Source organism: Polaromonas sp. CG_9.5, assembly GCF_035984465.1.
Lineage (GTDB): Bacteria > Pseudomonadota > Gammaproteobacteria > Burkholderiales > Burkholderiaceae_C > Polaromonas.
This window is the reverse complement of record NZ_JAXCHR010000001.1, coordinates 150,862-171,856: the sequence shown is the minus strand read 5'-3', so window position 1 is coordinate 171,856 and position 20,995 is coordinate 150,862. Positions and strand designations below refer to the sequence as shown.

The 20,995-nt window shown below is 63.3% G+C and carries 17 protein-coding genes; 5 read left to right on the top strand and 12 right to left on the bottom strand.

The genetic code is table 11. The features are described 5' to 3' along the window. Position 1: 1 nt before the first annotated feature. Positions 2 to 988: a TRAP transporter substrate-binding protein gene (locus RCH06_RS00760; protein WP_327079519.1), complete on the bottom strand. Its 987-nt coding sequence runs from the start codon at positions 986 to 988 to the stop codon at positions 2 to 4. Positions 989 to 1,154: 166 nt separating this feature from the next. On the opposite strand from RCH06_RS00760, the gene RCH06_RS00755 reads away from it, so the two are divergent. Further along, the gene (locus RCH06_RS00755) at positions 1,155 to 1,694 is read left to right on the top strand and encodes a winged helix DNA-binding protein (RefSeq protein WP_327079518.1); all 540 of its coding nucleotides are present in this window, start codon (positions 1,155 to 1,157) and stop codon (positions 1,692 to 1,694) included. A 40-nt stretch (positions 1,695 to 1,734) separates the two neighbouring features. Then, positions 1,735 to 5,325: a hydantoinase B/oxoprolinase family protein gene (locus RCH06_RS00750; RefSeq protein ID WP_327079517.1), complete on the top strand. Its 3,591-nt coding sequence runs from the start codon at positions 1,735 to 1,737 to the stop codon at positions 5,323 to 5,325. Between the two features lie 181 nt (positions 5,326 to 5,506). Here the strand turns inward: RCH06_RS00750 and RCH06_RS00745 are convergent, their stop codons facing one another. From RCH06_RS00745 to mtnP, 4 genes are read right to left on the bottom strand one after another with little or no spacing between them, the layout of a single operon-like run. Beyond that, positions 5,507 to 6,139, bottom strand: coding sequence for a TIGR04282 family arsenosugar biosynthesis glycosyltransferase (locus RCH06_RS00745; protein ID WP_327079516.1), 633 nt, complete (start codon positions 6,137 to 6,139; stop codon positions 5,507 to 5,509). After that, entirely contained in the window at positions 6,136 to 6,819 is a 684-nt protein-coding gene (locus tag RCH06_RS00740) for a TIGR04283 family arsenosugar biosynthesis glycosyltransferase (protein ID WP_327079515.1), read from the bottom strand. Before RCH06_RS00740 ends, RCH06_RS00745 begins: the two co-directional genes overlap by 4 nt. Positions 6,820 to 6,826: 7 nt before the next feature. After that, positions 6,827 to 7,789 (bottom strand): arsenosugar biosynthesis radical SAM (seleno)protein ArsS, encoded by a 963-nt coding sequence (gene arsS / locus RCH06_RS00735; RefSeq protein ID WP_327079514.1) that lies wholly within the window; start codon positions 7,787 to 7,789, stop codon positions 6,827 to 6,829. Positions 7,790 to 7,820: 31 nt separating this feature from the next. Beyond that, positions 7,821 to 8,699 (bottom strand): S-methyl-5'-thioadenosine phosphorylase, encoded by an 879-nt coding sequence (mtnP, locus tag RCH06_RS00730; RefSeq protein ID WP_327079513.1) that lies wholly within the window; start codon positions 8,697 to 8,699, stop codon positions 7,821 to 7,823. Positions 8,700 to 8,924: 225 nt separating this feature from the next. Between mtnP and RCH06_RS00725 the strand changes: the two genes are divergently transcribed. Genes RCH06_RS00725 through RCH06_RS00715 form a run of 3 tightly spaced genes read left to right on the top strand, consistent with a single transcriptional unit; the run spans position 8,925 to position 13,076 of the window. Continuing rightward, positions 8,925 to 11,087, top strand: coding sequence for an FAD-dependent oxidoreductase (locus RCH06_RS00725; RefSeq protein WP_327079512.1), 2,163 nt, complete (start codon positions 8,925 to 8,927; stop codon positions 11,085 to 11,087). 1 nt (position 11,088) lies between these two features. Next, the gene (locus RCH06_RS00720; protein WP_327079511.1) at positions 11,089 to 11,886 is read left to right on the top strand and encodes a DUF3047 domain-containing protein; all 798 of its coding nucleotides are present in this window, start codon (positions 11,089 to 11,091) and stop codon (positions 11,884 to 11,886) included. Next, positions 11,883 to 13,076: an FAD-dependent oxidoreductase gene (locus tag RCH06_RS00715; protein ID WP_327079510.1), complete on the top strand. Its 1,194-nt coding sequence runs from the start codon at positions 11,883 to 11,885 to the stop codon at positions 13,074 to 13,076. The genes RCH06_RS00720 and RCH06_RS00715 overlap by 4 nt, the downstream gene beginning before the upstream one ends. A 62-nt stretch (positions 13,077 to 13,138) precedes the next feature. On the opposite strand, the gene mnhG is transcribed toward RCH06_RS00715, so the two are convergent. The 7 genes from mnhG to dnaJ all read right to left on the bottom strand — a co-directional run bounded on the left by mnhG (position 13,139) and on the right by dnaJ (position 20,857). Next, positions 13,139 to 13,510 (bottom strand): monovalent cation/H(+) antiporter subunit G, encoded by a 372-nt coding sequence (gene mnhG / locus RCH06_RS00710; protein ID WP_327079509.1) that lies wholly within the window; start codon positions 13,508 to 13,510, stop codon positions 13,139 to 13,141. Next, entirely contained in the window at positions 13,507 to 13,785 is a 279-nt protein-coding gene (locus tag RCH06_RS00705) for a K+/H+ antiporter subunit F (protein ID WP_327079508.1), read from the bottom strand. Before RCH06_RS00705 ends, mnhG begins: the two co-directional genes overlap by 4 nt. Beyond that, on the bottom strand, positions 13,782 to 14,273 hold the full coding sequence (locus RCH06_RS00700) for a Na+/H+ antiporter subunit E (RefSeq protein ID WP_327079507.1): 492 nt from the start codon (positions 14,271 to 14,273) through the stop codon (positions 13,782 to 13,784). The genes RCH06_RS00705 and RCH06_RS00700 overlap by 4 nt, the downstream gene beginning before the upstream one ends. Continuing rightward, complete coding sequence (locus tag RCH06_RS00695) at positions 14,270 to 15,991, bottom strand: monovalent cation/H+ antiporter subunit D (RefSeq protein WP_327079506.1); 1,722 nt, start codon at positions 15,989 to 15,991, stop codon at positions 14,270 to 14,272. The genes RCH06_RS00700 and RCH06_RS00695 overlap by 4 nt, the downstream gene beginning before the upstream one ends. Then, complete coding sequence (locus tag RCH06_RS00690) at positions 15,988 to 16,353, bottom strand: Na+/H+ antiporter subunit C (protein WP_327079505.1); 366 nt, start codon at positions 16,351 to 16,353, stop codon at positions 15,988 to 15,990. The genes RCH06_RS00695 and RCH06_RS00690 overlap by 4 nt, the downstream gene beginning before the upstream one ends. Beyond that, the gene (locus RCH06_RS00685) at positions 16,353 to 19,298 is read right to left on the bottom strand and encodes a monovalent cation/H+ antiporter subunit A (RefSeq protein ID WP_327079504.1); all 2,946 of its coding nucleotides are present in this window, start codon (positions 19,296 to 19,298) and stop codon (positions 16,353 to 16,355) included. Before RCH06_RS00685 ends, RCH06_RS00690 begins: the two co-directional genes overlap by 1 nt. 416 nt (positions 19,299 to 19,714) lie before the next feature. Beyond that, positions 19,715 to 20,857 (bottom strand): molecular chaperone DnaJ, encoded by a 1,143-nt coding sequence (gene dnaJ / locus RCH06_RS00680; protein WP_327079503.1) that lies wholly within the window; start codon positions 20,855 to 20,857, stop codon positions 19,715 to 19,717. Between the last annotated feature and the right edge of the window lie 138 nt (positions 20,858 to 20,995).

Genomic DNA, 20,995 nt, shown 5'->3' with positions numbered 1-20,995 from the left:
TTCAGGACTTGTTGTACGCGTCGATCAGCGCCTTGCCCTCGGGGCCGGCTTTTTCCAGCCATTCCTTGAGCATCACGTCGCCAACCTTCTTCATGTCGGCCTTGAGCTGCGGCGACGGCGGCATGACGCTCATGCCGTTGGCCTTGAGCTTGTCGATCGAATCGGCATTGGTCTTTTTCGACGCGGCCAGGCCGCGCACTTCGGCGTCTGCCGCTGCCTTGAGCACCGCTTGCTTCGTCGGCGCATCGAGCGCATCAAAAGCGGCCTTGTTGACGATGACCGCATTTTTCGGCAACCAGGCCTGGGTGTCATAAAAGTACTTGAGGCTTTCATAGGTCTTGGTGTCCATGCCGGTGGAGCCGGAGGACATGTAGGACTCGATCACGCCTGTGGCCATGGCTTGCGACAACTCGGCAGCCTGCACCGTGACCGGCTGGGCGCCCACCAGCTCGGCGATGCGCGCGGTGGACGGGCTGTAGGCGCGCCATTTCATGCCCTTCAGGTCAGCGCCCGCATCGAGCGGTTTCTTGGAAAAGATTCCCTGCGTGGGCCATGGCACCGAATACAGAAGCGCCATGCCCTGCTCGGCCAGCTTTTTCTCCAGGAAAGGCTTTTGCGCCTTGTAGAGTCTCATCGACTGGTCATAGCTGTCGGCCAGGAAGGGCAGGCCATCGACGCCGAACAGCGGCCACTCGTTCTGGAAGTTGGCCAGCAGAATTTCGCCGGCCTGCGCCTGTCCGCCCTGCACGGCACGCTTGATTTCGGGTGCCTTGAACAGTGCGCCGTTGGCATGCACCGTGATTTTCAGCTTGCCGGCGCTGGCCTTGTCGACGTCGGCGGCAAACTGCACCAGGTTTTCGCTGTGGAAGTTGGTCGCCGGGTAGGCGGCCGGCAGGTCCCATTTGGTTTGGGCAAAAGCCGCGCCGCCGGCCAGGGCCAGGGTCAGCGCGGCCGCGGTGGTGGTCAGTGCAAACAGACGACGTTTCATGAAAGCTCCAGTGGGTGAATGGCAAAGTTGGTTGTCAAATGTAATTGGCATTGGGGGACGCCAGCTGGGTGTTTTCCCTGAATGTCAACAAATCGTTGATGAATTGTGATTTAACTGCCTACAATTTACCCATGCAACAAAGATGCCAGCCCCGAGCCTGCTTGATATGAAAAAAAACGACCTTCCGGCATCCCGCGCGACACCCGCTTCTTCCATCGTCTCGTCGGCGCATCTGGTGTCGCCGCGCAGCGCCGAGATGAGCGAATTCGAGTTTGGCCTGATCGTGGCGGGAAATGCTTTTCACCGCTGGGTGGTGCACTGCATGAGTGCGGCCGGCCTGCCGGACCTGACGCCGCTCGATGTGCTGGTGCTGCACCATGTCACGCACCGCGCGCGCAACAAGCGCCTGGCCGACATCTGCTTCATCATGAATGTCGAAGACACGCATCTGATCAACTATTCGCTCAAGAAACTGCAGAACCTGGGCGTGGTGGTGTCCAGTAAAAGCGGCAAGGACGTGACCTATGCCTGCACCGACCTGGGGCTGGAGCATGTCAACCGCTACCGCGAAATCCGCGAATCGTGCCTGATCAACGCGCTCAATGCTGACGACGGGTTGAACCGCGACATTGGCGAGCTGGCACGTCTGCTCCGCCTGTTGTCGGGCATCTACGACCAGGCCGCGCGCTCGGCCGCCAGCCTTTGACCTTTTCACCCTTTCATCCTCTTCACCTTCTGGGCACCTCATGGAAAAAAATGGCACCAAGCGCTGGCAATTCTGGATCGACCGGGGCGGCACCTTCACCGACGTGGTCGGCAAGCGCCCTGATGGCTCGCTGGTCACGCACAAGCTGCTGTCTGAAAACCCTGAGCAATACCGCGACGCGGCCGTCGCCGGCATTCGCCACCTGCTGGGCCTGAAGGCCGGCGAGCCGGTTAGCGCCGACGTGGTCGATTGCGTGAAGATGGGCACTACCGTGGCTACGAACGCGCTGCTGGAGCGCAAGGGCGAGCCGACGCTGCTGGTCACCACCCGAGGTTTCAGGGATGCGCTGCGCATCGCCTACCAGAACCGTCCGCGCCTGTTTGACCGTCACATCGTACTGCCCGAGCTGCTCTACAGCGCCGTGGTCGAAGCCCAAGAGCGCGTCAGCGCGCAGGGCGAGGTGCTGCAGCCACTGGATGAAGCGCTATTGAAAAGAGAGCTGCTGGCGCAATACCAGCAAGGGCTCCGCAGTGTTGCGATTGTTTTCATGCACGGCTACCGTTTCACCGGCCATGAAAAGGCCGCCAAGCGCATCGCTGAAGAAGTCGGCTTCACGCAGATCAGCACCTCGCATGAAACCAGCCCGATGATGAAGTTCGTCAGCCGGGGCGACACCACCGTGGTCGATGCGTACTTGTCGCCCATCCTGCGCCGCTATGTCGAGCAGGTGGCGGCCGAAATGCCGGGCGTGAAGCTGTTCTTCATGCAATCCTCGGGCGGCTTGAGTGACGCGCATGCGTTCCAGGGCAAGGACGCGATTTTGAGTGGGCCAGCCGGCGGCATTGTCGGCATGGCGCGCACGGCGGCGATTGCGGGCATTGAGAAGGTGATCGGTTTTGACATGGGCGGCACCTCGACAGACGTGTCGCACTACGCGGGTGAATTTGAGCGTGAGTTTGAAACCCAGGTGGCCGGCGTGCGCATGCGTGCGCCGATGATGAGTATTCACACCGTGGCAGCGGGCGGCGGCTCGGTGCTGGCGTTTGATGGCGCGCGGTTTCGCGTCGGCCCTGAAAGCGCTGGCGCCAACCCGGGACCGGCCAGCTACCGGCGCGGCGGTCCGCTGGCCGTGACCGACGCCAACGTCATGGTTGGCAAGGTCCAGCCGCGCTACTTTCCCAAGGTGTTTGGCCCACAGGCGAATGAATCCCTGAGTGCCGAGGCCGTGCAGATCAAGTTCGACGAACTGGCGCTGCAGACGGGCCGCAGCGCCGAGGAAGTGGCCGAGGGCTTTATCAACATCGCGGTGCAGCAGATGGCCAACGCCATCAAGAAGATTTCGGTCGCGCGTGGCTACGATGTGACGCGCTACACGCTGCAGTGTTTTGGCGGCGCGGGCGGGCAGCACGCCTGCCTGGTGGCCGATGCGCTGGGCATGATCAAGGTGTTTGTGCATCCGCTGGCCGGCGTGCTCAGCGCCTACGGCATGGGGCTGGCCGACCAGAACGTGATTCGCGAGCAGGCGGTTGAGCGCAAGCTGACAGAGGCCGCCTTGCCTGATATTGCCGACGCACTCAAGACGCTGGCTGCCACGGCCGAAGCCGAGTTGCAGCGCCAGCAGGTCAGCACGGGCGCCATCACCACGCATCAGCGCGTGCATGTGCGTTACGAAGGCAGCGACTCCGCGCTGATCGTGCCGTTTGGCAGCTTGCCGGAGATCGAATCCCGTTTTGAAGCCGCTTATCGCCAGCGCTTTGCTTTCCTGATGCAGGGCAAGGGCCTGGTCGTCGAAGCCGTGTCGGTCGAGGCGGTGGTGGCAGGCGACGCACCGGCCGAGCCGCGCCACGCGCTGCATGCGCCGCGTGACGTGCCACGCCGCGAAACCGTTCGCATGTATTCGGGCGGCCAGTGGCACGATGCCGCGCTGGTCGTGCGCGAAGACCTGCAGCCGGGCGACATCATTGCCGGCCCGGCCATCATTGCCGAGCAAAACGCCACCACCGTGGTCGAGTCCGGCTGGGAAGCGAATTTAACGTCGTTTGACCACCTGGTGCTTGAACGGCGGGTGCCGCGCGCTATCAAGTTTGCAGTCGGCACGACGGTCGACCCGGTGCTGCTCGAAGTGTTCAACAACCTGTTCATGAACATCGCCGAGCAGATGGGGCTGCAGCTGCAGAACACCGCCTACTCGGTCAATATCAAGGAGCGGCTGGACTTTAGCTGCGCACTGTTTGACACCAAAGGCAACCTGATTGCCAACGCCCCGCACATGCCGGTGCACCTGGGCTCGATGGGCGAAAGCATCAAGACCGTGATCCGCGAGAACACCGGCAAGATGCAGCCGGGCAACGTCTATGTACTGAACGACCCGTACCACGGCGGCACGCATTTGCCTGACATCACGGTCATCACGCCGGTCTATTTGGGCACCGCCACGGAGCCCACGTTTTACGTCGGCTCGCGCGGACACCATGCCGACATCGGCGGCATCACGCCGGGCTCGATGCCGCCGTTTTCCACGCGCATTGAAGAAGAAGGCGTGCAGATCAACAACGTGTTGCTGGTGGACCGCGGCGTGCTGCGCGAGGCCGACATGGTGGCGCTGCTGGAAAGCGGCGAATATCCTTCAAGGAACCCGCAGCAGAACATGGCCGACCTGAAGGCGCAGATTGCCGCCAATGAAAAAGGCGTGCAGGAGCTGCGCAAGATGGTCGAGCAGTTCAGTCTGGAAGTCGTGCTGGCCTACATGAACCATGTGCAGGACAACGCCGAAGAGTCGGTGCGCCGTGTCATCACGCGGCTGAAAGACGGTGCGTTCACCCTGCCGCTCGACAACGGCGCGCAGATTCAGGTGGCGATTCGCGTGGACACGCAGAATCGCAGCGCCGAGATTGATTTCACCGGCACGTCAGCGCAGCAGACCAACAACTTCAATGCGCCGACGGCGGTCTGTATGGCGGCCGTGCTGTACGTGTTCCGCACGCTGGTCGATGACGACATTCCGCTGAACGCCGGTTGCCTCAAGCCGCTGAAGGTGATCATTCCGGCCGGCTCGATGCTGAACCCGAACCCGCCCGCGTCGGTGGTGGCGGGCAACGTGGAAACGTCCAGCTGCATCACCAACGCGCTGTATGGCGCGCTGGGTGTGATGGCCGCCAGCCAGTGCACGATGAACAACTTCACCTTCGGCAATGACCGGCACCAGTACTACGAAACCATCTCGGGTGGCAGCGGCGCGGGCGACGGCTTTGACGGCACCAGCGTGGTGCAGACCCACATGACCAATTCGCGCCTGACCGACCCGGAAGTGCTGGAATTCCGCTTTCCGGTGCGGCTGGAAAGCTACGAGATTCGCCAGGGTTCGGGCGGCGCGGGGAAATGGCATGGCGGCCATGGCGGCGTGCGGCGCGTCAGGTTCCTCCAAGCCATGACGGCCAGCATCTTGTCGAACGGTCGAAAACACGGCGCTTTCGGCATGGCGGGCGGCGAGGCGGGGCAGGTCGGTCAAAACACCGTGGTGCGGGCCGATGGCAGCGTTGAGGGGCTGGGGCATATCGGCCAGGCGGAGATGCTGCCGGGGGACGTGTTCGAGATTCACACGCCGGGCGGCGGTGGGTTTGGCGTGGCTTGACGCGTCGTCAGGCCGTGGGTGGCCGGGTGTTTTTGCATCAAATACCCGCGTTGCGCAATGGATACGGGCGCTTGCAGCTATCAATTCAGTAGTAGCAACCGCCTGTGTGGGTGGTGATGAAAAATGCTATGAAATAAATAGCTGTCAGCGCACGTACAGCGTGCGCAACGCCTTGCTTTCATCAATTATCCGGGTCAAGAAAGCCTGCAGGCAGGTGCGCCAGATCGGCCGGCTCGTCGATGTCGTGTAGCAGCGGGCCGCGCCACACCTTGAGGCCCAGCGCGGCCATGCGCGCCAGCGTTTCGGCGGCAACGCTGGCCGTGCTCCATGGCATCTTGGCAAACAGCGTGGGGCAGGGCGACTTCAGCCCGATCAACGCATAACCGCCGTCGGCCACCGGCACCAAGACCGCATCGTGCGTCTGCAATTGGCGTGCGGCTTCTTGGATCACGGCGGCTGTCAGCGCCGGGCAGTCGCTGCCCATCAGCAGCACCGGCATGCCAACTTCAGCGGTTACGCGCCGGACTGCGCGGGCCATGCGCTCGCCCAAATCACCTTCGCCTTGGGCGGTGCGCAACACGCCAGCGGGAATAGCAGTGTGGTTCCAGGCCGGGTCGCCGGGCGGCGGGCTCATGCACAGCTCGACCGGCCCGGCGTTGGCTTGAAGGGCTTGCTGCAACACATGCGTCAGCATGCGCTGCGCCAGCGCAGCGGCGCCCTCGGCCCCGAGCGCCGGAATCAGCCGGGTTTTGACCTGGCCGGCTTGCGGCGCTTTGGCAAACACCACCAGCCGGGCGCTGTGGGGCGCAGTCATTTGTAAAGCGCCGCCAGCCGCTCGGGCGCAGCGCCGCGCCAATAGGCTAGGCGCAGCCTCCACATCAGCAGCACCGTGCGCCACACGCCGTGCGTTTCCCAGCGCCGGCCCGAGGTGACCACGCGTGCGCGCAGGCAGGCGGGACGCGACAATTTCAGCAGTCGCTTTGACATTTCAATGTCTTCCATCAGCGGCTGCACCGGGAATCCACCCACGGCGTCGAATGCGGCGCGGGTCATGAACAGCGCCTGGTCGCCGGTGGCAATGCCGCTCCAGCGCGAGCGCCGGTTCATGCACGCGGCAATCACGCGCAGCATGCGCGGCTGGCCTGCAATGCGCACATCAAAACGGCCCCAGACCTGCTGGCCCTTGGCGAGTGCCTGGGCAATCAATCGGTCGGCGTCCAGCGGCAGCCGGGTGTCGGCGTGCAGGAACAGCAGCACGTCGCCGCTGGCCTGCTGCGCGCCTGCGTTCATCTGCAGCGCGCGTCCGCGTGGGGCATGCACCACCTGCGCGCCGCCAGCCTGCGCCAGTGCCACCGTGCCATCGTTGCTGCCGCCATCGGCCACCAGCAGTTGCGCGCCGCGTGCCACCAGCGGGGCCAGCGCTTGTAGCACACGCGAAATCCCCGCCACCTCGTTCAGCGCGGGAATCACCACCGACAGGCGAATCGGCGTCATCGCGCGCTCAGTGTTCCAGCGCGCCGCCGCAGCTGCTGCCTTGGCCAGCCGTGCAGCCGTAGCAGTGGCCGGCCACGCGAATGGCTTTGCCGTCCAGACTGGTTGTGAGCAGGTCGCGCAAATGCTTTTGCACGCCGGAGTTGCCCAGTGGCAAGCCAAGCTGCTGGTTGAAGTCGCAGTCCGACAGCCAGCCTTGCCAGTCCACGCTCACGGTGTTGCGGCACATCACGCCCGCCAGGTTCTGTGCTTGGTAGCTGTTTTTGAGCAAGTCCAAGTAGCTGTCAAACGTGCCCTTGGACACCAGCGTCGAGCCGAAGCGCTGGATGGGCATGTTGGTCAGCGCAAACAACTCGTTGAAGACGATGCCGAAATGCGCCAGCAATTCGCGCTTGTAGTCGGCCTGCAGCGCCTGCTGCTCGGGCGGCAGCGACGCACCCTGCGGGTTGTAGACCAGGTTCAGCACCAGGCCGGAGCCGGGCTGGCCGTAGCCCAGTGCGTTGAGCTGTTGCAGCGCGGCAATGCTCAGGTCGAACACGCCATTGCCGCGCTGCTTGTCCACGTTGGCGGCTGAATAGCACGGCATGGAAGCCACCACCTCGACCTGTTGATCAGCCAGAAATTGGGCCAGATCTTGCTGGCCCGGCTCAAACAGGATGGTCAGGTTGCAGCGGTCAATCACCCGCACGCCTTGCGCCCGCGCAGCACGCACCAGGCCGCGAAAGCCGTCGTGCAGCTCAGGCGCACCGCCGGTCAGGTCCAGCGTGCCCAGGCCGCGCGCCGCCAGCACTTCAGGAATCAACGCCAGGGTGGCCGCGTCCATCATCTCGGTGCGGTGCGGTCCGGCGTTGACGTGGCAGTGCACGCAAGTCTGGTTGCATCGGTAGCCCAGGTTGACTTGCAGTGTGTCCAGACGCGCGCGGTCAATTGCCGGAAAGCGGATTTTTTTCAGCAGGGGTAAGGTAGCGTGCATAGATCAATAGGGTGTGATGGGGCTGGAAAGTTCAGCCCAGCAGCGCGGCCAGGCGGGCGCGCACCTCGGGGGCCATGTCACCCGGCTGCGTCACCAGCGCGTTTTGCAGCGCCGTGTGCGCCTCGCTGACGGGCTGTTCGGCACCCAGTAGGCGGATGGCTTCAGCCGCCACCTGCTGCGCGCGGCCCGCGTTTTTGAACAGGTTGGCCAGCGCCATGTTGGCCGTCACATGCGCCTCGCGCGGGTGCCAGCAGTCAAAATCGGTCACCAGCGCCAGCGTGGTGTAGGCGATTTGGGCCTCTCTGGCCAGCTTGGCTTCGGGCATGTTGGTCATGCCGATCACGCCGCCGCCCATGCTGCGGTACCAGTTGGATTCAGCCCGACTGGAAAACTGCGGGCCTTCGATGCACACATAGGTGCCGCCTTCGTGCAGCGTCACGCCGTGCCCGGGCGCTTCACGCGCCAGCACGTTGCGTACCGCTTTCGCCAGCACGCCGGCGGCGGCCGGGCAGACCGGCTGCGCCATTGACACATGGGCCACCGCGCCTTGGCCAAAAAACGTGCTGTCGCGGCGTTTGGTCAGGTCGATGAACTGGTCGGGCAGCACCATGTCGAGGGGCTTGAAGTCTTCCTTCAGCGAACCCACGGCGGACACAGACAGCAGGTAGCGCACGCCGAGCTGCCTCATGGCGTGGATGTTGGCGCGGTAGGGCACTTCATGCGGCAGCAGGCGGTGGCCGCGCGCATGCCGGGCCAAAAACACCACCGGCACGCCCTGCACACGGCCCGTGACCAGCACGTCCGACGGCGGGCCAAACGGCGTGCTGATGGCGTGCTCTTGTGCGCCTTCCAGCGCGTCCATCTGGTAAAGGCCGCTGCCTCCGATGATGCCGACCAATGCTTGACTCATGCTTGAAATTCCTGGGTGAAGTGGGACTGGGCGCGTGTCCGGGAACGAGGATGTTCCGGCCTTGATTTTGTCCGAGTTTTCCTGAACGCCTGCGGGGAGTAGGTCGAAGTCCCCTTGCCGGGTCGGTGGGTGAACCGGACTTTTCCCTACAGGGCGAGACGCTTTTTTTGGCGAAAATCAGGCTTCGGTCCAAATCAAGCACAAAAACAAATTCCAGGGGCCTTCTTGAATCTACGCAAATTTCTGATCGCCGCCTTGCTGCTGGCCGGCATCGTCGCTTTTTTTGCGCTGGACTTGGGCCGCTATTTCAGCCTGGCGTTCATCAAGGACAGCCAGGCTTCTTTCGATGCGCTGTTCGATGAAAAACCGGTGATGGTGACGCTGGTGTTTTTTGCGGTCTATGTGGCGGTGACCGCGCTATCGCTGCCGGGCGCGACGATTTTGACGCTGGCGGGCGGTGCCAGTTTCGGGCTGGTGTGGGGCACGCTGGTGGTGTCGCTGGCCTCGACCATTGGGGCTACGCTGGCGATGCTGGCGGCGCGCTACCTGCTGCGGGACACCATTCAGGCGCGCTTTGGCCGGCGTCTGGACGACATCAACAAGGGCATTGACAAAGAAGGCGCGTTCTATCTTTTCTCGCTGCGCTTGATTCCGGTGGTGCCGTTTTTTGCGCTTAATTTGCTCATGGGCCTCACCCGTATCAAAACCTGGACTTACTTTTGGGTCAGCCAGATTGGCATGCTGGCGGGCACCGTGGCGTATGTGAACGCAGGCACGCAGATTGCCAAAATCGACTCGCTGCAGTCGATTTTGTCGCCGGCGTTGCTGGGTTCCTTCGTGCTGTTGGGGCTGCTGCCGCTGGCGGTCAACAAAGTGCTGGGATTCTTCAAGCGCCGCAAGGTGTATGCGCGCTGGAAAGGCATGAAACCGTCGAGGTTCGACCGAAACCTGGTCGTGATTGGCGCGGGGGCCGGCGGGCTGGTGACGGCCTACATTGCTGCCGTGGTGAAAGCCAAGGTGACGCTGGTGGAAGCGCACAAGATGGGCGGCGACTGCCTGAACTATGGCTGCGTGCCGTCTAAGGCCTTGATTCGCAGCGCGAAGCTGGCGCACCAGATGCGGCACGGGGCTGATTACGGTTTGAGCGATACCGCGCCTGATTTCAGCTTCAAGGCGGTGATGCAGCGGATTGAAAAAGTCATCCGCACGATTGCGCCGCACGACAGCGTGGCGCGTTACACGGCGCTGGGCGTGGAGGTGCTGCAAGGCCACGCCCGCATCGTCAATCCGTGGACGGTGGAAATTGCGCTGAACGATGGCCGCACGCAAACGCTGACCACCCGCAGCATCGTGATTGCAGCGGGCGCGCGGCCTGCCCGGCCGCCGCTGCCGGGCCTGGACGACGTGGGTTATGTCACCAGCGACACGCTGTGGGACGTGTTTGCGCAACTGGACGCCGTACCCAAGCGCCTGGTGGTGCTGGGCGGCGGGCCGATTGGCTGCGAGCTGGCACAGGCTTTTGCGCGGCTGGGCGCAGAAGTCACGCAGGTGGAAAAAGGCGCGTGCCTGCTGAGCCGCGAGGACGAAGAAGTCTCGGCCCTGGCGCGTGACGCACTGGCCGCTGACGGTGTGCAGGTGCTAACCGGCCACGAGGCGCTGCGCTGCGAAAACGTGGACGGCGTTAAAACCTTGTGGGTTGCGCACGAGGGCATTGAAAAGCGCATCGAATTCGACCAGCTGATTTGCGCCGTTGGCCGCGCGGCGCGCTTGAACGGCTATGGCCTCGAAGAACTCGGTATTTCGACCGAACGCACCGTGCCCACCAACGACTATTTGCAAACCATCTACCCGAATATTTATGCTGCCGGCGACGTGGCCGGACCCTACCAATTAACGCATGTGGCGTCGCACCAGGCCTGGTATGCCGCCGTGAATGCGCTGTTTGGCGAGTTCAAGCTGTTCAAGGCTGACTATTCGGTGATTCCGTGGACGACATTCATCGACCCGGAAGTCGCCCGCGTCGGCCTGATTGAAGCCGAGGCGAAGGAAAAAGGCGTGGCCTACGAAATGACGAAATACCACATCGACGATTTAGACCGCGCCATTGCCGACAGCGACGCGCGCGGTTTCGTCAAAGTGCTGACGGTGCCGGGCAAGGACAAGATCCTCGGCGTGACGATTGTGGGCACGCACGCGAGCGATTTGTTGGCCGAATACGTGCTGGCGATGCGGCACGGGCTGGGGCTGAACAAGATTCTTTCAACCATTCACACCTACCCGACGCTGTCGGAAGCGAATAAATACGCGGCTGGTGAATGGAAACGCGCACACCAGCCGGTGCGGCTACTTGAATGGGTACGAAAATACCACGACTGGAAACGAGGCTGACATGACACTGCATTTCGCCGCAAGGCGCTTTTCTTCTTTTTATCGCACTATTCTTTTGATAGCTGGCAGCGCCCTGTGCGCATGCGCAAGCCCGGTATTTGCCCAGGATTCTGCCCCGCCAGCGGCGACGGCGGCGAATCTGCACCCTTTTTCATCGGCCAGTGGCGCGATGCCGCCTGCGCCGTGGCGCGTGGTGGGCTTGCCCAAGGCCAACAAGCCGCTGACACGCTTTGACATGGTGCCGCTGGAGGGCCGGCCCGTGCTGCGCGTGCAGACCGACCATTCCTATGCCAACCTGGTGCATGACTTGCCCGCCCTGGCGCTGACCCCTGGCACGAAACTGCGCTGGCGCTGGCGGCTTGACCAGCCGCTGCGCGGCACCGACTTGCGGCAAAAGGCCGGCGACGACACGCCGCTCAAGGTCTGCGTGCTGTTTGACATGCCGCTGGAGCAAGTCGGTTTTATCGAGCGTAACCTGCTGCGCGCCGCCCGCTCGGCGAGCGGCGAAAACCTGCCTGCCGCCACCTTGTGCTATGTCTGGGACGCTACTTTGCCCGCCGGAACGCTGCTTGACAACGCGTTCTCGCACCGTCTGCGCATGATCGTGGCCGACAGCGGCGAGCTGCATTTGGGCAAGTGGGTGGCGCACTCGCAAGATTTGACGGCCGACTTCCAGCGCGCCTTCGGCAAGGAATCCGCTACCGTGCCGCCTTTGCAGGGGCTTCTGGTGGGCGCCGACTCGGATAACACCGCCGGCCAGAGCCTGGGCTATGTCGGCGACATCACGCTGTCGCCATGACGCCGGCTGAAAGCCAGGCCAAGCCTGCCGATAAAGCCGGCGCTGCGCCGGCAAGCCCCGCGCCAGCAGTCAAGCGGCATCTGGTGCTGCTGGGCGCAGGCCATGCCCATGTGCAGGTGCTGCACGGCCTGGCGCAAGACCGGCCTGCCGACTTGACCGTCACGCTGGTCGCACCGCATCCGCGCCAGCTTTATTCGGGCATGGTGCCGGGGTTTGTCGCCGGACATTACGCGCTGGCCGACTGCATGATTCCGCTCGACAGCCTGCTGGCGCGGAGCAGGGTGAATTATGTGCAAGGCAGCGCAACGGGGCTGAACGCCGAGGCCCGCATCGTGACGCTGGCCAGTGGCAAGACGCTGACCTACGACTGGCTGAGCCTGGACACTGGCCCGGTCATGGACCGCCAAAAGATTGAGCTGCAGATGCCGGGCGCGCGCGAGCATGCCTTGTTCGTGCGGCCCATCGAAGCCTTCGGCCAGCTCTGGCCGCGCGTCATGGCGATGGCGCAGCAGCAAAAAATTCGTCTGGTGGTGGTTGGCGCAGGCGCAGCCGGGCTGGAGCTGGCGATGGCGGCGGCGCATGCGCTGCGCGGGGCGGCGTTGGCGCCTGGCAGCCGGGTGACGCTGCTCAGTGGCGCGCAGCCACCGGGCGCCAGCTATACGGCGGGTGTGCAGCGCCGCATTGCCCGGGTCTTGCAACGCCTTCGGATTGAGGTGCTGGCTGAGTCGTGCGTGTGCCTTCATGCGGGCGGTATGCGGCTGGGCAACGGCCAGCGACTGGCCTGCGATGTGCCGCTGCTGGCGCTGGGCGCACAAGCGCCGGCGTGGCTGGCCGGCAGCGGTTTGGCGCTGGACGAGGGCGGTTTTGTGGCCGTCAACGCCTTTCAGCAAAGCACCAGCCATCCGGCGGTGTTTGCCGCTGGCGATGTGGCCAGCCGCGTCGATGCGCCGCATGCGCGAAGCGGCGTGTACGCGGTGCGCGCCGGCCCGCCGCTGCTGGCCAACTTGCGCGCCGCCTGTCAAGGCAAGCCGCTCAAGCCCTATATGCCGCAAGCACGCGCACTTAATTTGCTGGCGTGTGGCGGCCAGCATGCGATTGCGGTGTGGGGCGGGCTGGCCGTTGAGGGCGCGTGGGTCTGGCGCTGGAAAAACCGCATCGACCGCGAGTTTGTGGCGCGCTACGCGGTTTGAGTCAGATTTTTATGCCAAACAGGCTTGTTGCGCAATACCAGCGGGCGCAAGCTGCTATCAATTCAGAAGTCCCTGCTGCCTGGCCGGACTGGCTGGCTGACGCTGGGCGGTACGTCCTTGCCCATCTGGCGTGCCCGAAACAAGGCAGCGCGCACCAGAAAAATAGTGGCAATCGGCACCGTGATAGCGATAAAAAACGTGATCAGCAAGGGGAATACGGCCAGCTCGTTTTTCTGCAGTGAAAAGAACAGCACCGTTCCCAGCGTGATGCACCAGCAGCCCAGCGTGGCAATGATGGCCGGCACGTGGATGCGCTCAAAAAATGTCTTCAGCCGCAGCAAGCCGAAAGAGCCCAGCAGGGCGATGGCCGCGCCGAGCAGCACCAGCGCGGACACCAGGGCTTCGGCCCACAGCGGCAGGTCCACTTCCGTCATTCGATCACCTCGCCGCGCAGCAAAAACTTGGCCATCGCCGTGGTGCTGACAAACCCCAGCAGCGCCACCAGCAGCGCCGCTTCAAAATAATGGCCGTCGCCATAAATAATGCCCAGCACCAGCATGACCAGCATGCCGTTGACATACATGCAGTCCAGCGCCAGCACGCGGTCTTGCGCCGCCGGCCCCTTGATCAGCCTGGCCAGTGTGCAGGCCATTGCCAGCGCCAGCATGAACAGCGCCAGTGGCAGCGCCCAGGAAAGTATCGGGTTCATGATTCAAAAATCTCCATCAACGGGCGCTCGTAACGCGCCTTGATCTGCGCCGCCATGGCACGGGTGTCGCTGACATCCAGGGCATGCAGCAGCAAGGTGGTGCGGTCACGCGACAACTCGGCCCAGGCCGTGCCGGGGGTAATGCAGACAATCAAGGCCAGCATGGCCAGCGCGTTGGGGTCGCGCATGTCGAGTGGCACATGCACGAACGCCGGCGTATGGCTGGGGCGGCCGGGTTTGAGCAGCAGGCGCACTACGGCGATGTTCGACTGCACCGAGTCGCCCACCACCGTCAGCAACAGGCGCAGCGCCACACCCGGCTTGCGGATGCGCACTGGCACAGGCCGCAGCCCGGCGGTAAACACCGGAATGGCCAGCGCCAGCAGCAATGCCAGCAACACATGGCCCAGCCCCACCGTGCGGTTAAGCAGCAGCCACAGCACAAACAGCGCCACCGACAGCAGCGGCGCGGGCAACAGGCGTTTCATGGGGCTTCCTTGACGGGTTCAACGCGCGGCGCTTGCGGGCCGGGGATGGGGCGGGCCGACATGATGGCCTTGATGTACAGGCTCGGTGTGTGCAGCGCATCGGCGGTGGCCTGCATGTAGCGCATGACCGGCCCGGCGTAAAGCGTCATGGCAACGCACGCGCCCAGCAGGCCGGCAATCGGCAGGCCTTCGAGCAGCCGCAACTGCAACGGCGCGCGGTCGTAAGTGGCCCAAAAATGCAAAATGCCGGCCCGCGTCAGGGCAATCAAGGCGATCAAGCCGGTGCCAATCAGCAGCGCCAGCAGTGTCCAGCCCGCCGCGCCGGGGGGCTGCGCCGCCACGGCACCCAACCCCAGCGGATTGAGCAAAGCCGTCAGCATGGCAAATTTTCCGACAAAGCCGGACAGCGGCGGCAAGCCGGTAATTACCAGTGTGCAGGCCATGAACGCCAGGCCCAGCAGGGCGACGGCGGCGGGAATCACCCGGCCCGTCAGCGCTTCCTGGTCATCGTCCAGGTTCAGGCCTTTGGTGGGCACCAGCTCGGCGGTCAGGAACGGCGCGTCGTCGTTGTCATGCGGCGCTACGCTGGCGCCGTCATTGCGCCAGCGATCCATCAGGTCGGCGAGCAAAAACAGCGCGCTGATAGCCAGCGTGGAACTGGGCAGGTAATACAGCAAACCGGCCGTCAAGCCGTTTTGCCCAAACCCGACAGCCGCCAGCAGGCTGCCCGACGACAAGATGGCGGCAAAACCGGCCAGATAGCCCAGCCGCTGCGCGCCCAGCATGCCGATGGCGCCAAACACCATCGTCAGCATGCCGCCGCCGATCAGCCACAGGCTGCCAAACTGCGCCGACGCGCCGGCCTCTAAGCCGAACAGCAGCAGCCACAGTCGCAAGATCACATAAATGCCGACCTTGGTCATGATGGCAAACAGCGCCCCGACCGGCGCGGTAGCCGCGCTGTAGGCCGGCACCAGCCAGAAGTTCAGCGGCCACACCGCCGCCTTGATCAAAAAGGCCGTCGCCAAAATGCCGACGGCGGCATGCAGCAAGCCCCGGTCGGTTTGCGCCACCTCGGGAATGCTTTGCGCCAGATCGGCCATGTTCAGCGTGCCCGTCAGGCCATACAGCATGGACGCGCCAATCAAAAACAGCGACGACGCCGCCAGGTTGACGGCAATGAAATGCAGCCCCGATTGCACGCGCGCGCGGCCCGAGCCATGCAGCAGCAAGCCGTAGGAGGCGGCCAGCATGATCTCGAAAAAAACGAACAGGTTGAACAGGTCGGCAGTCAGGAAAGCGCCGCAAAGCCCCATCAGCTGGAGCTGGAACAGCGGGTGAAAATGAACCCCGGCCCGGTGCCAGCGGGCGGCAGAAAACACGCTTGACGCCAGCGCAATAACACTGGTCAGCACCAGCATCAGCGCTGACAGCCGGTCCAGCGCCAGCACGATGCCGTAGGGCGCGGGCCAGTTTCCGGTCAGGTAAACGTCCATGGTGGACGCCGTGCCCTGCTGGTTGGCCCAGCCCAGCAAGGCCAGCGCAACGCCCAGGCCGAGCAATGTGGACAGCAAATTGACGATGAGCTTGAAGCGCGGCCGGTCTTCGCCCATCAGCAGCAACAGTGCCGCCGTGAGCAAGGGCAAAAGAATGGGCGCCAGCATCAGGTGCGGCATCAGCGGCGCCATGACTTCGTTCAGGGTCGTCAAGGCGCTCATGGCATTTCCGGCGTGTCGTCGGACTGGCTGCCATCGACATGGTCAGTGCCCGACATGCCGCGCGAGGCCAGCAACACCACCAAAAACAGCGCCGTCATGGCAAAGCCGATGACGATGGCGGTCAGTGCCAGTGCTTGCGGCATCGGATCGGCGTAATTGATTAATGCTGGCGTGACACCCGATTGCAAAACCGGTGCCTTGCCCAGCGCCAGCCCGAGCCGCCCCATGCTGAAAATGAACAGGTTGACGGCATACGACAGCAGCGCCAGCCCCATGATGACCTGGAAAGTGCGCGGGCGAAGCAGCAGCCACACGCCCGAGCCGGTCAGCACACCAATGGCAATGGCCAGAACAATTTCCATCAGCGGCCTTCCGTTGCGGCGGCGGCCAATGCCGCCTCTTGGGCTTCTTCGGCCATTCTGGCGTGGTAGCGGTGGCCGCGCACCGACTGGTGGGCAATCGACGTCAAAATCATCATCGTCGAGCCGACCACCAGAGAAAAAACACCCAGGTCAAAAAACGTTGCGCTGGCCACATGAATGTCGCCAATCAGCGGCAGCGTCCAGTGGGCGGTGTGGCTGGTCAGGAAAGGGTAGCCAAACACCAGCGGCCCCAGGCCCGTCGCCAGCACCAGCAGCAAGCCCACGGCAATCCAGCTCCGCAGCCGCAAGTACAGGTGCGCCTCGACCCACTGCGTGCCCGAGATGATGTATTGCAGCAGCAGCGCCACCGACAGCACCAGCCCGGCCACAAAACCGCCCCCTGGTTCGTTGTGCCCGCGCAGGAAGAAAAACACCGCCACCATCACGGCCAACGGCAGCAGCAGCCGGGCCAGCACGGCCGGCACCATCAAATAGCCCACCGCCGTATCAAGGGCCAGGCGCGGGTTGAGCAGGTCGGTGGCCAGATCGGCCGGCAGGGCGCGCTGCTGCTCGGGCAAGTCCATGGTTTCAATCGCCGGGCGAAAGCGCCGCAGCAGCGCATACACCGTCAGCGCCACGATGCCCAGCACGACGATTTCGCCAAACGTATCAAAGCCCCGAAAGTCCACCAGCATGACGTTGACCACGTTGCTGCCGCCGCCGTCGGTCAGTGCGCGTTCCAGAAAGAAGGTTGACGTGCTTTCGGGAAAGGGCCGGCTCATCATGGCCCAGGCCAGCAGCGCCATGCCAGTGCCTGCCCCTACCGACAGCGCCAAATCGCGAATCCGGCGCCGGCGCGTGCCGCGTCGCTCGGCCCGGCCAATCAGGCGCAGGCTTTCCTGGCGCTTGGGCAACCAGCGCAGACCCAGCAAAATCAGCACCGTGGTGACGATTTCCACTACCAGTTGCGTCAGCGCCAAATCAGGCGCAGAAAACCATAAAAATGTGATGCTGGTACACAGGCCGGCCCCGCCCATCAGCGTCAGCGCCGCCATGCGGTGGTATTTGGCCTGCCAGGCAGCGCCGACCGCGCAGACCCCGCCGACCGCCCAGAGCATGGCAAAAGCCGGCGACAGCGCCAGCGAAGCGCGGTTGCCCACATACAGGCCCTTGCTCCACAACGGCAGCGTGCCTGCCACCAAGGCCGCGAGCAGCAGCCACAGCATTTGCCACTGCAGGCGCTGCGTGCCAAAAAGCCGGCGGCCCTGGCGGCCCAACATCGTCAGCAGCGCCAGCGCATGGTGAAACATGCGTTTGCCGTTGAGGTGATGCATCAATATCGGCGCATCGACCCGGCCCAGCGCGCGCTGGCGACGCAGCAGCAAATACATCGCAGTGCCGCCCAGCATGGCCACAATGCTCATCAAAAAAGGCGTGTTCAGGCCGTGCCAGACGGCCAGGCTGAAAGCGGGCAACTCGCCGCCCACCACCGGAAGCGCCGCAGCATTCAAAAACTGGCCCATCGACCAGGCCGGAAATATGCCCACCACCAGACAAGCCAGCACCAGCAGCTCGACCGGCACGCGCATCCAGTGCGGGGGTTCGTGCGGTTGCTGGGGCAGGTCGGTGGCGGGCGGGCCAAAAAATACATCGACGATAAAGCGCAGCGAATAGGCCACGCTGAACATGCCCGCCACGGTGGCCGCCACCGGCAGCAGCGTGGAGATCAGCGGACTGGCCTGGATGAATACGGTTTCGGCAAAGAACATTTCCTTCGACAAAAACCCGTTGAGCAGCGGCACGCCCGCCATGGACGCACTGGCCACCATCGCCAGCGTGGCGGTCACCGGCATCATCCGGCGCAAGCCAGAGAGCCGCCGAATGTCCCGCGTGCCGCTTTCATGGTCCACAATGCCCGCCGCCATGAACAGCGACGCCTTGAAGGTCGCATGGTTCATGATGTGAAACACCGCCGCCACTGCCGCCAGCGGGCTGTTCAGGCCCAGCAGCAAGGTAATCAAGCCGAGGTGCGAAATCGTTGAATACGCCAGCAAGCCCTTCAGGTCGTTCTGGAACATCGCCGCGTAGCCGCCAATCAGCAGCGTGATCAACCCCGCGCCGCCGACCAACCAGAACCACGGTTCGGTGCCGCCCAGCACCGGCCACATGCGCGCCAGCAAAAAAACACCGGCCTTCACCATGGTGGCCGAATGCAGATAGGCCGACACGGGCGTCGGCGCGGCCATCGCGTGCGGCAGCCAGAAATGAAACGGAAACTGCGCGCTTTTGGTCAGCGCACCCAGCAGCACCAGCACCAGGCACGTCAGGTAGAGCGGATGCGCACGAATCTGCGCACCGGCCGCCAGCACCGCATCCAGGTCATAACTGCCGACGATGTGGCCCATGACCAGCATGCCAGCCAGCATGCACAGCCCGCCCGTGCCGGTTACGGTCAGTGCCATGCGCGCGCCGCGCCGCGCATCCTTGCGGTGGTGCCAGTAGCCGATGAGCAAGAACGAAAAAAGACTGGTCAGTTCCCAGAAAAAAGCCAGCTGGATGATGTTGCCCGACAGCACGATGCCCGTCATCGCCCCCATGAACGCCAGAAAAAAGGAAAAAAATCGCGGCACCGGGTCGCTCGGCGACATGTAGTAGCGCGCATACAGCACCACCAGCGCGCCAATGCCCAGCACCAGCATGCAAAACATCCACGCAAAGCCGTCCAGCCGGATCACCAGGTTCAGGCCCAGCGCCGGCAGCCATTCAATTTCTTGGCGCAGCACGCCGCCATCGACAATTTGCGGAAAGTACAGCGCTGCCTGCACGGTGCAAAACAGCGCGATCAGGCCGGCCAGCGTCGATTCGGCATTGCGCGCATTGGCGGGCAACAGTGCCGCCAGAAAGCTGCCAAAGAAGGGGAGGGCGATGAGGGTGATAAGGGGCATGCCCGAACGATTTTACGGGCAGGTTTCTGCGCGCCCCGTCGCACGCCCAAGCGTATGGGTATTTTCAGAAATACCGCTGCAGGCGCGGCAGCACTGGCGGGCGTGTGCGTGCAAAAAGCGTTGAAGGCAGTAATTTTGCTATGAACCTGATAGCTGACAGCGCACGTCCACATTGCGCAACAGCCCTGTTTGGCTTAAATACAGGCCTGCAATCGTTCCGTAACCCGCCGATAAGAGGCCTTGCTGCCTGAAATCACGGCATAGTCAAAAAATTCACCCACTGGCCCGCTGCTGCTATTCGCTACCCCAGACCGGCAATGCCATAAAAAAAGCCGGATTGAATCCGGCTTTTTTTTCAGGAAGGCAGTGCGCTGGCCGTCATGGCCGTTGCAGCTGGCCGGGTTGTGCTGCCCGGCTCAGGCGCCGAAGAAACTTTTCAGCTTGTCAGTCCAGCCTTCTTCGCTGGGGGAATGCTTGGCACCGCCGGTTTTGATTGACTCGTCCAGTTCCTTGAGCAGCTTGCGCTGGTGTTCGGTCAGCTTGACGGGCGTTTCGACCGAGATGTGGCAATACAGATCGCCCGGATAGCTCGAACGCACGCCCTTGATGCCTTTGCCGCGCAGCCGGAACTGCTTGCCGGCCTGCGTGCCTTCGGGAATGTCGATGGCGGCTTTGCCGGCCAGCGTGGGTACGTCAATTTCACCGCCCAGCGCGGCCGTGGTGAAACTGATCGGTACCGCGCAGTGCAGGTCGTCGCCTTCGCGTTCAAAGATAGCGTGCTTTTTGATCCTGATTTCGATGTACAGGTCGCCGGGCGGGCCGCCGTTGGTGCCGGGTTCGCCGTTGCCGGTCGAGCGGATGCGCATCCCGTCGTCAATGCCCGCCGGAATTTTGACTTCCAGCGTCTTGTTGCTCTTGGTTTTGCCCACGCCGTGGCAAGCCACACACGGGGATGGAATCAGTTTGCCGGTGCCCTTGCACTGCGGGCAGGTTTGCTGCACGCTGAAAAAGCCCTGGCGCATTTGCACGACGCCGTGGCCGTGGCAAGTGGTGCAGGTCGCCACCTTGGTGCCCGGCTTGGCGCCACTGCCCTGGCAAATACTGCAATCGTCCCAGCTGGGAATGCGGATCTGGGCATCCTTGCCGGTGGCCGCTTCTTCAAGCGTGATTTCCATCGCATAGCTCAGGTCGCCGCCCCGGTAAACCTGCCGACCGCCGCCGCCGCCCTGGCCGCCGCGCTGCCCGCCAAACACATCGCCAAAAATATCGCCGAAAGCCTCGGCAAAACCGCCAAAGCCTTCTGCGCCCGGGCCGCCGCCCCGGTTCGGGTCTACGCCGGCGTGACCGTACTGGTCGTAGGCGGCGCGTTTTTGCGCATCTGAAAGCATCTCGTAGGCCTCTTTGGCCTCCTTGAATTTTTCTTCCGAATTCTTGCTGCCATCACCCTGATTGCGGTCAGGGTGGTGTTTCATCGCAAGCTTGCGGTAGGCTTTTTTGATGTCGTCGTCGCTGGCGTTCTTGGGAACGCCCAGCGTGTCGTAATAGTCTTTTTTGGCCATGTCAGGTCAGGCAATCATTGTTAAAAGTTCAGCGGTCAACAAAGGCAAAGAGGGCCAAAGCAGCCAGAAAAGCCAGCCATTGCATGAAGCGGTAAAACGCAAAAGCGGAAATCCGGGATTGCTCCTGGTTTCCGCTCT

What these genes read in the sequence shown, in the direction of transcription:
- RCH06_RS00760 (WP_327079519.1), bottom strand. Translation starts at nt 988, where the DNA reads ATGAAACGTCGTCTGTTTGCACTGACCACCACCGCGGCCGCGCTGACC.
- RCH06_RS00755 (WP_327079518.1), top strand. Translation starts at nt 1,155, where the DNA reads ATGAAAAAAAACGACCTTCCGGCATCCCGCGCGACACCCGCTTCTTCC.
- RCH06_RS00750 (WP_327079517.1), top strand. Translation starts at nt 1,735, where the DNA reads ATGGAAAAAAATGGCACCAAGCGCTGGCAATTCTGGATCGACCGGGGC.
- RCH06_RS00745 (WP_327079516.1), bottom strand. Translation starts at nt 6,139, where the DNA reads ATGACTGCGCCCCACAGCGCCCGGCTGGTGGTGTTTGCCAAAGCGCCG.
- RCH06_RS00740 (WP_327079515.1), bottom strand. Translation starts at nt 6,819, where the DNA reads ATGACGCCGATTCGCCTGTCGGTGGTGATTCCCGCGCTGAACGAGGTG.
- arsS (WP_327079514.1), bottom strand. Translation starts at nt 7,789, where the DNA reads ATGCACGCTACCTTACCCCTGCTGAAAAAAATCCGCTTTCCGGCAATT.
- mtnP (WP_327079513.1), bottom strand. Translation starts at nt 8,699, where the DNA reads ATGAGTCAAGCATTGGTCGGCATCATCGGAGGCAGCGGCCTTTACCAG.
- RCH06_RS00720 (WP_327079511.1), top strand. Translation starts at nt 11,089, where the DNA reads ATGACACTGCATTTCGCCGCAAGGCGCTTTTCTTCTTTTTATCGCACT.
- RCH06_RS00715 (WP_327079510.1), top strand. Translation starts at nt 11,883, where the DNA reads ATGACGCCGGCTGAAAGCCAGGCCAAGCCTGCCGATAAAGCCGGCGCT.
- mnhG (WP_327079509.1), bottom strand. Translation starts at nt 13,510, where the DNA reads ATGACGGAAGTGGACCTGCCGCTGTGGGCCGAAGCCCTGGTGTCCGCG.
- RCH06_RS00705 (WP_327079508.1), bottom strand. Translation starts at nt 13,785, where the DNA reads ATGAACCCGATACTTTCCTGGGCGCTGCCACTGGCGCTGTTCATGCTG.
- RCH06_RS00700 (WP_327079507.1), bottom strand. Translation starts at nt 14,273, where the DNA reads ATGAAACGCCTGTTGCCCGCGCCGCTGCTGTCGGTGGCGCTGTTTGTG.
- RCH06_RS00695 (WP_327079506.1), bottom strand. Translation starts at nt 15,991, where the DNA reads ATGAGCGCCTTGACGACCCTGAACGAAGTCATGGCGCCGCTGATGCCG.
- RCH06_RS00690 (WP_327079505.1), bottom strand. Translation starts at nt 16,353, where the DNA reads ATGGAAATTGTTCTGGCCATTGCCATTGGTGTGCTGACCGGCTCGGGC.
- RCH06_RS00685 (WP_327079504.1), bottom strand. Translation starts at nt 19,298, where the DNA reads ATGCCCCTTATCACCCTCATCGCCCTCCCCTTCTTTGGCAGCTTTCTG.
- dnaJ (WP_327079503.1), bottom strand. Translation starts at nt 20,857, where the DNA reads ATGGCCAAAAAAGACTATTACGACACGCTGGGCGTTCCCAAGAACGCC.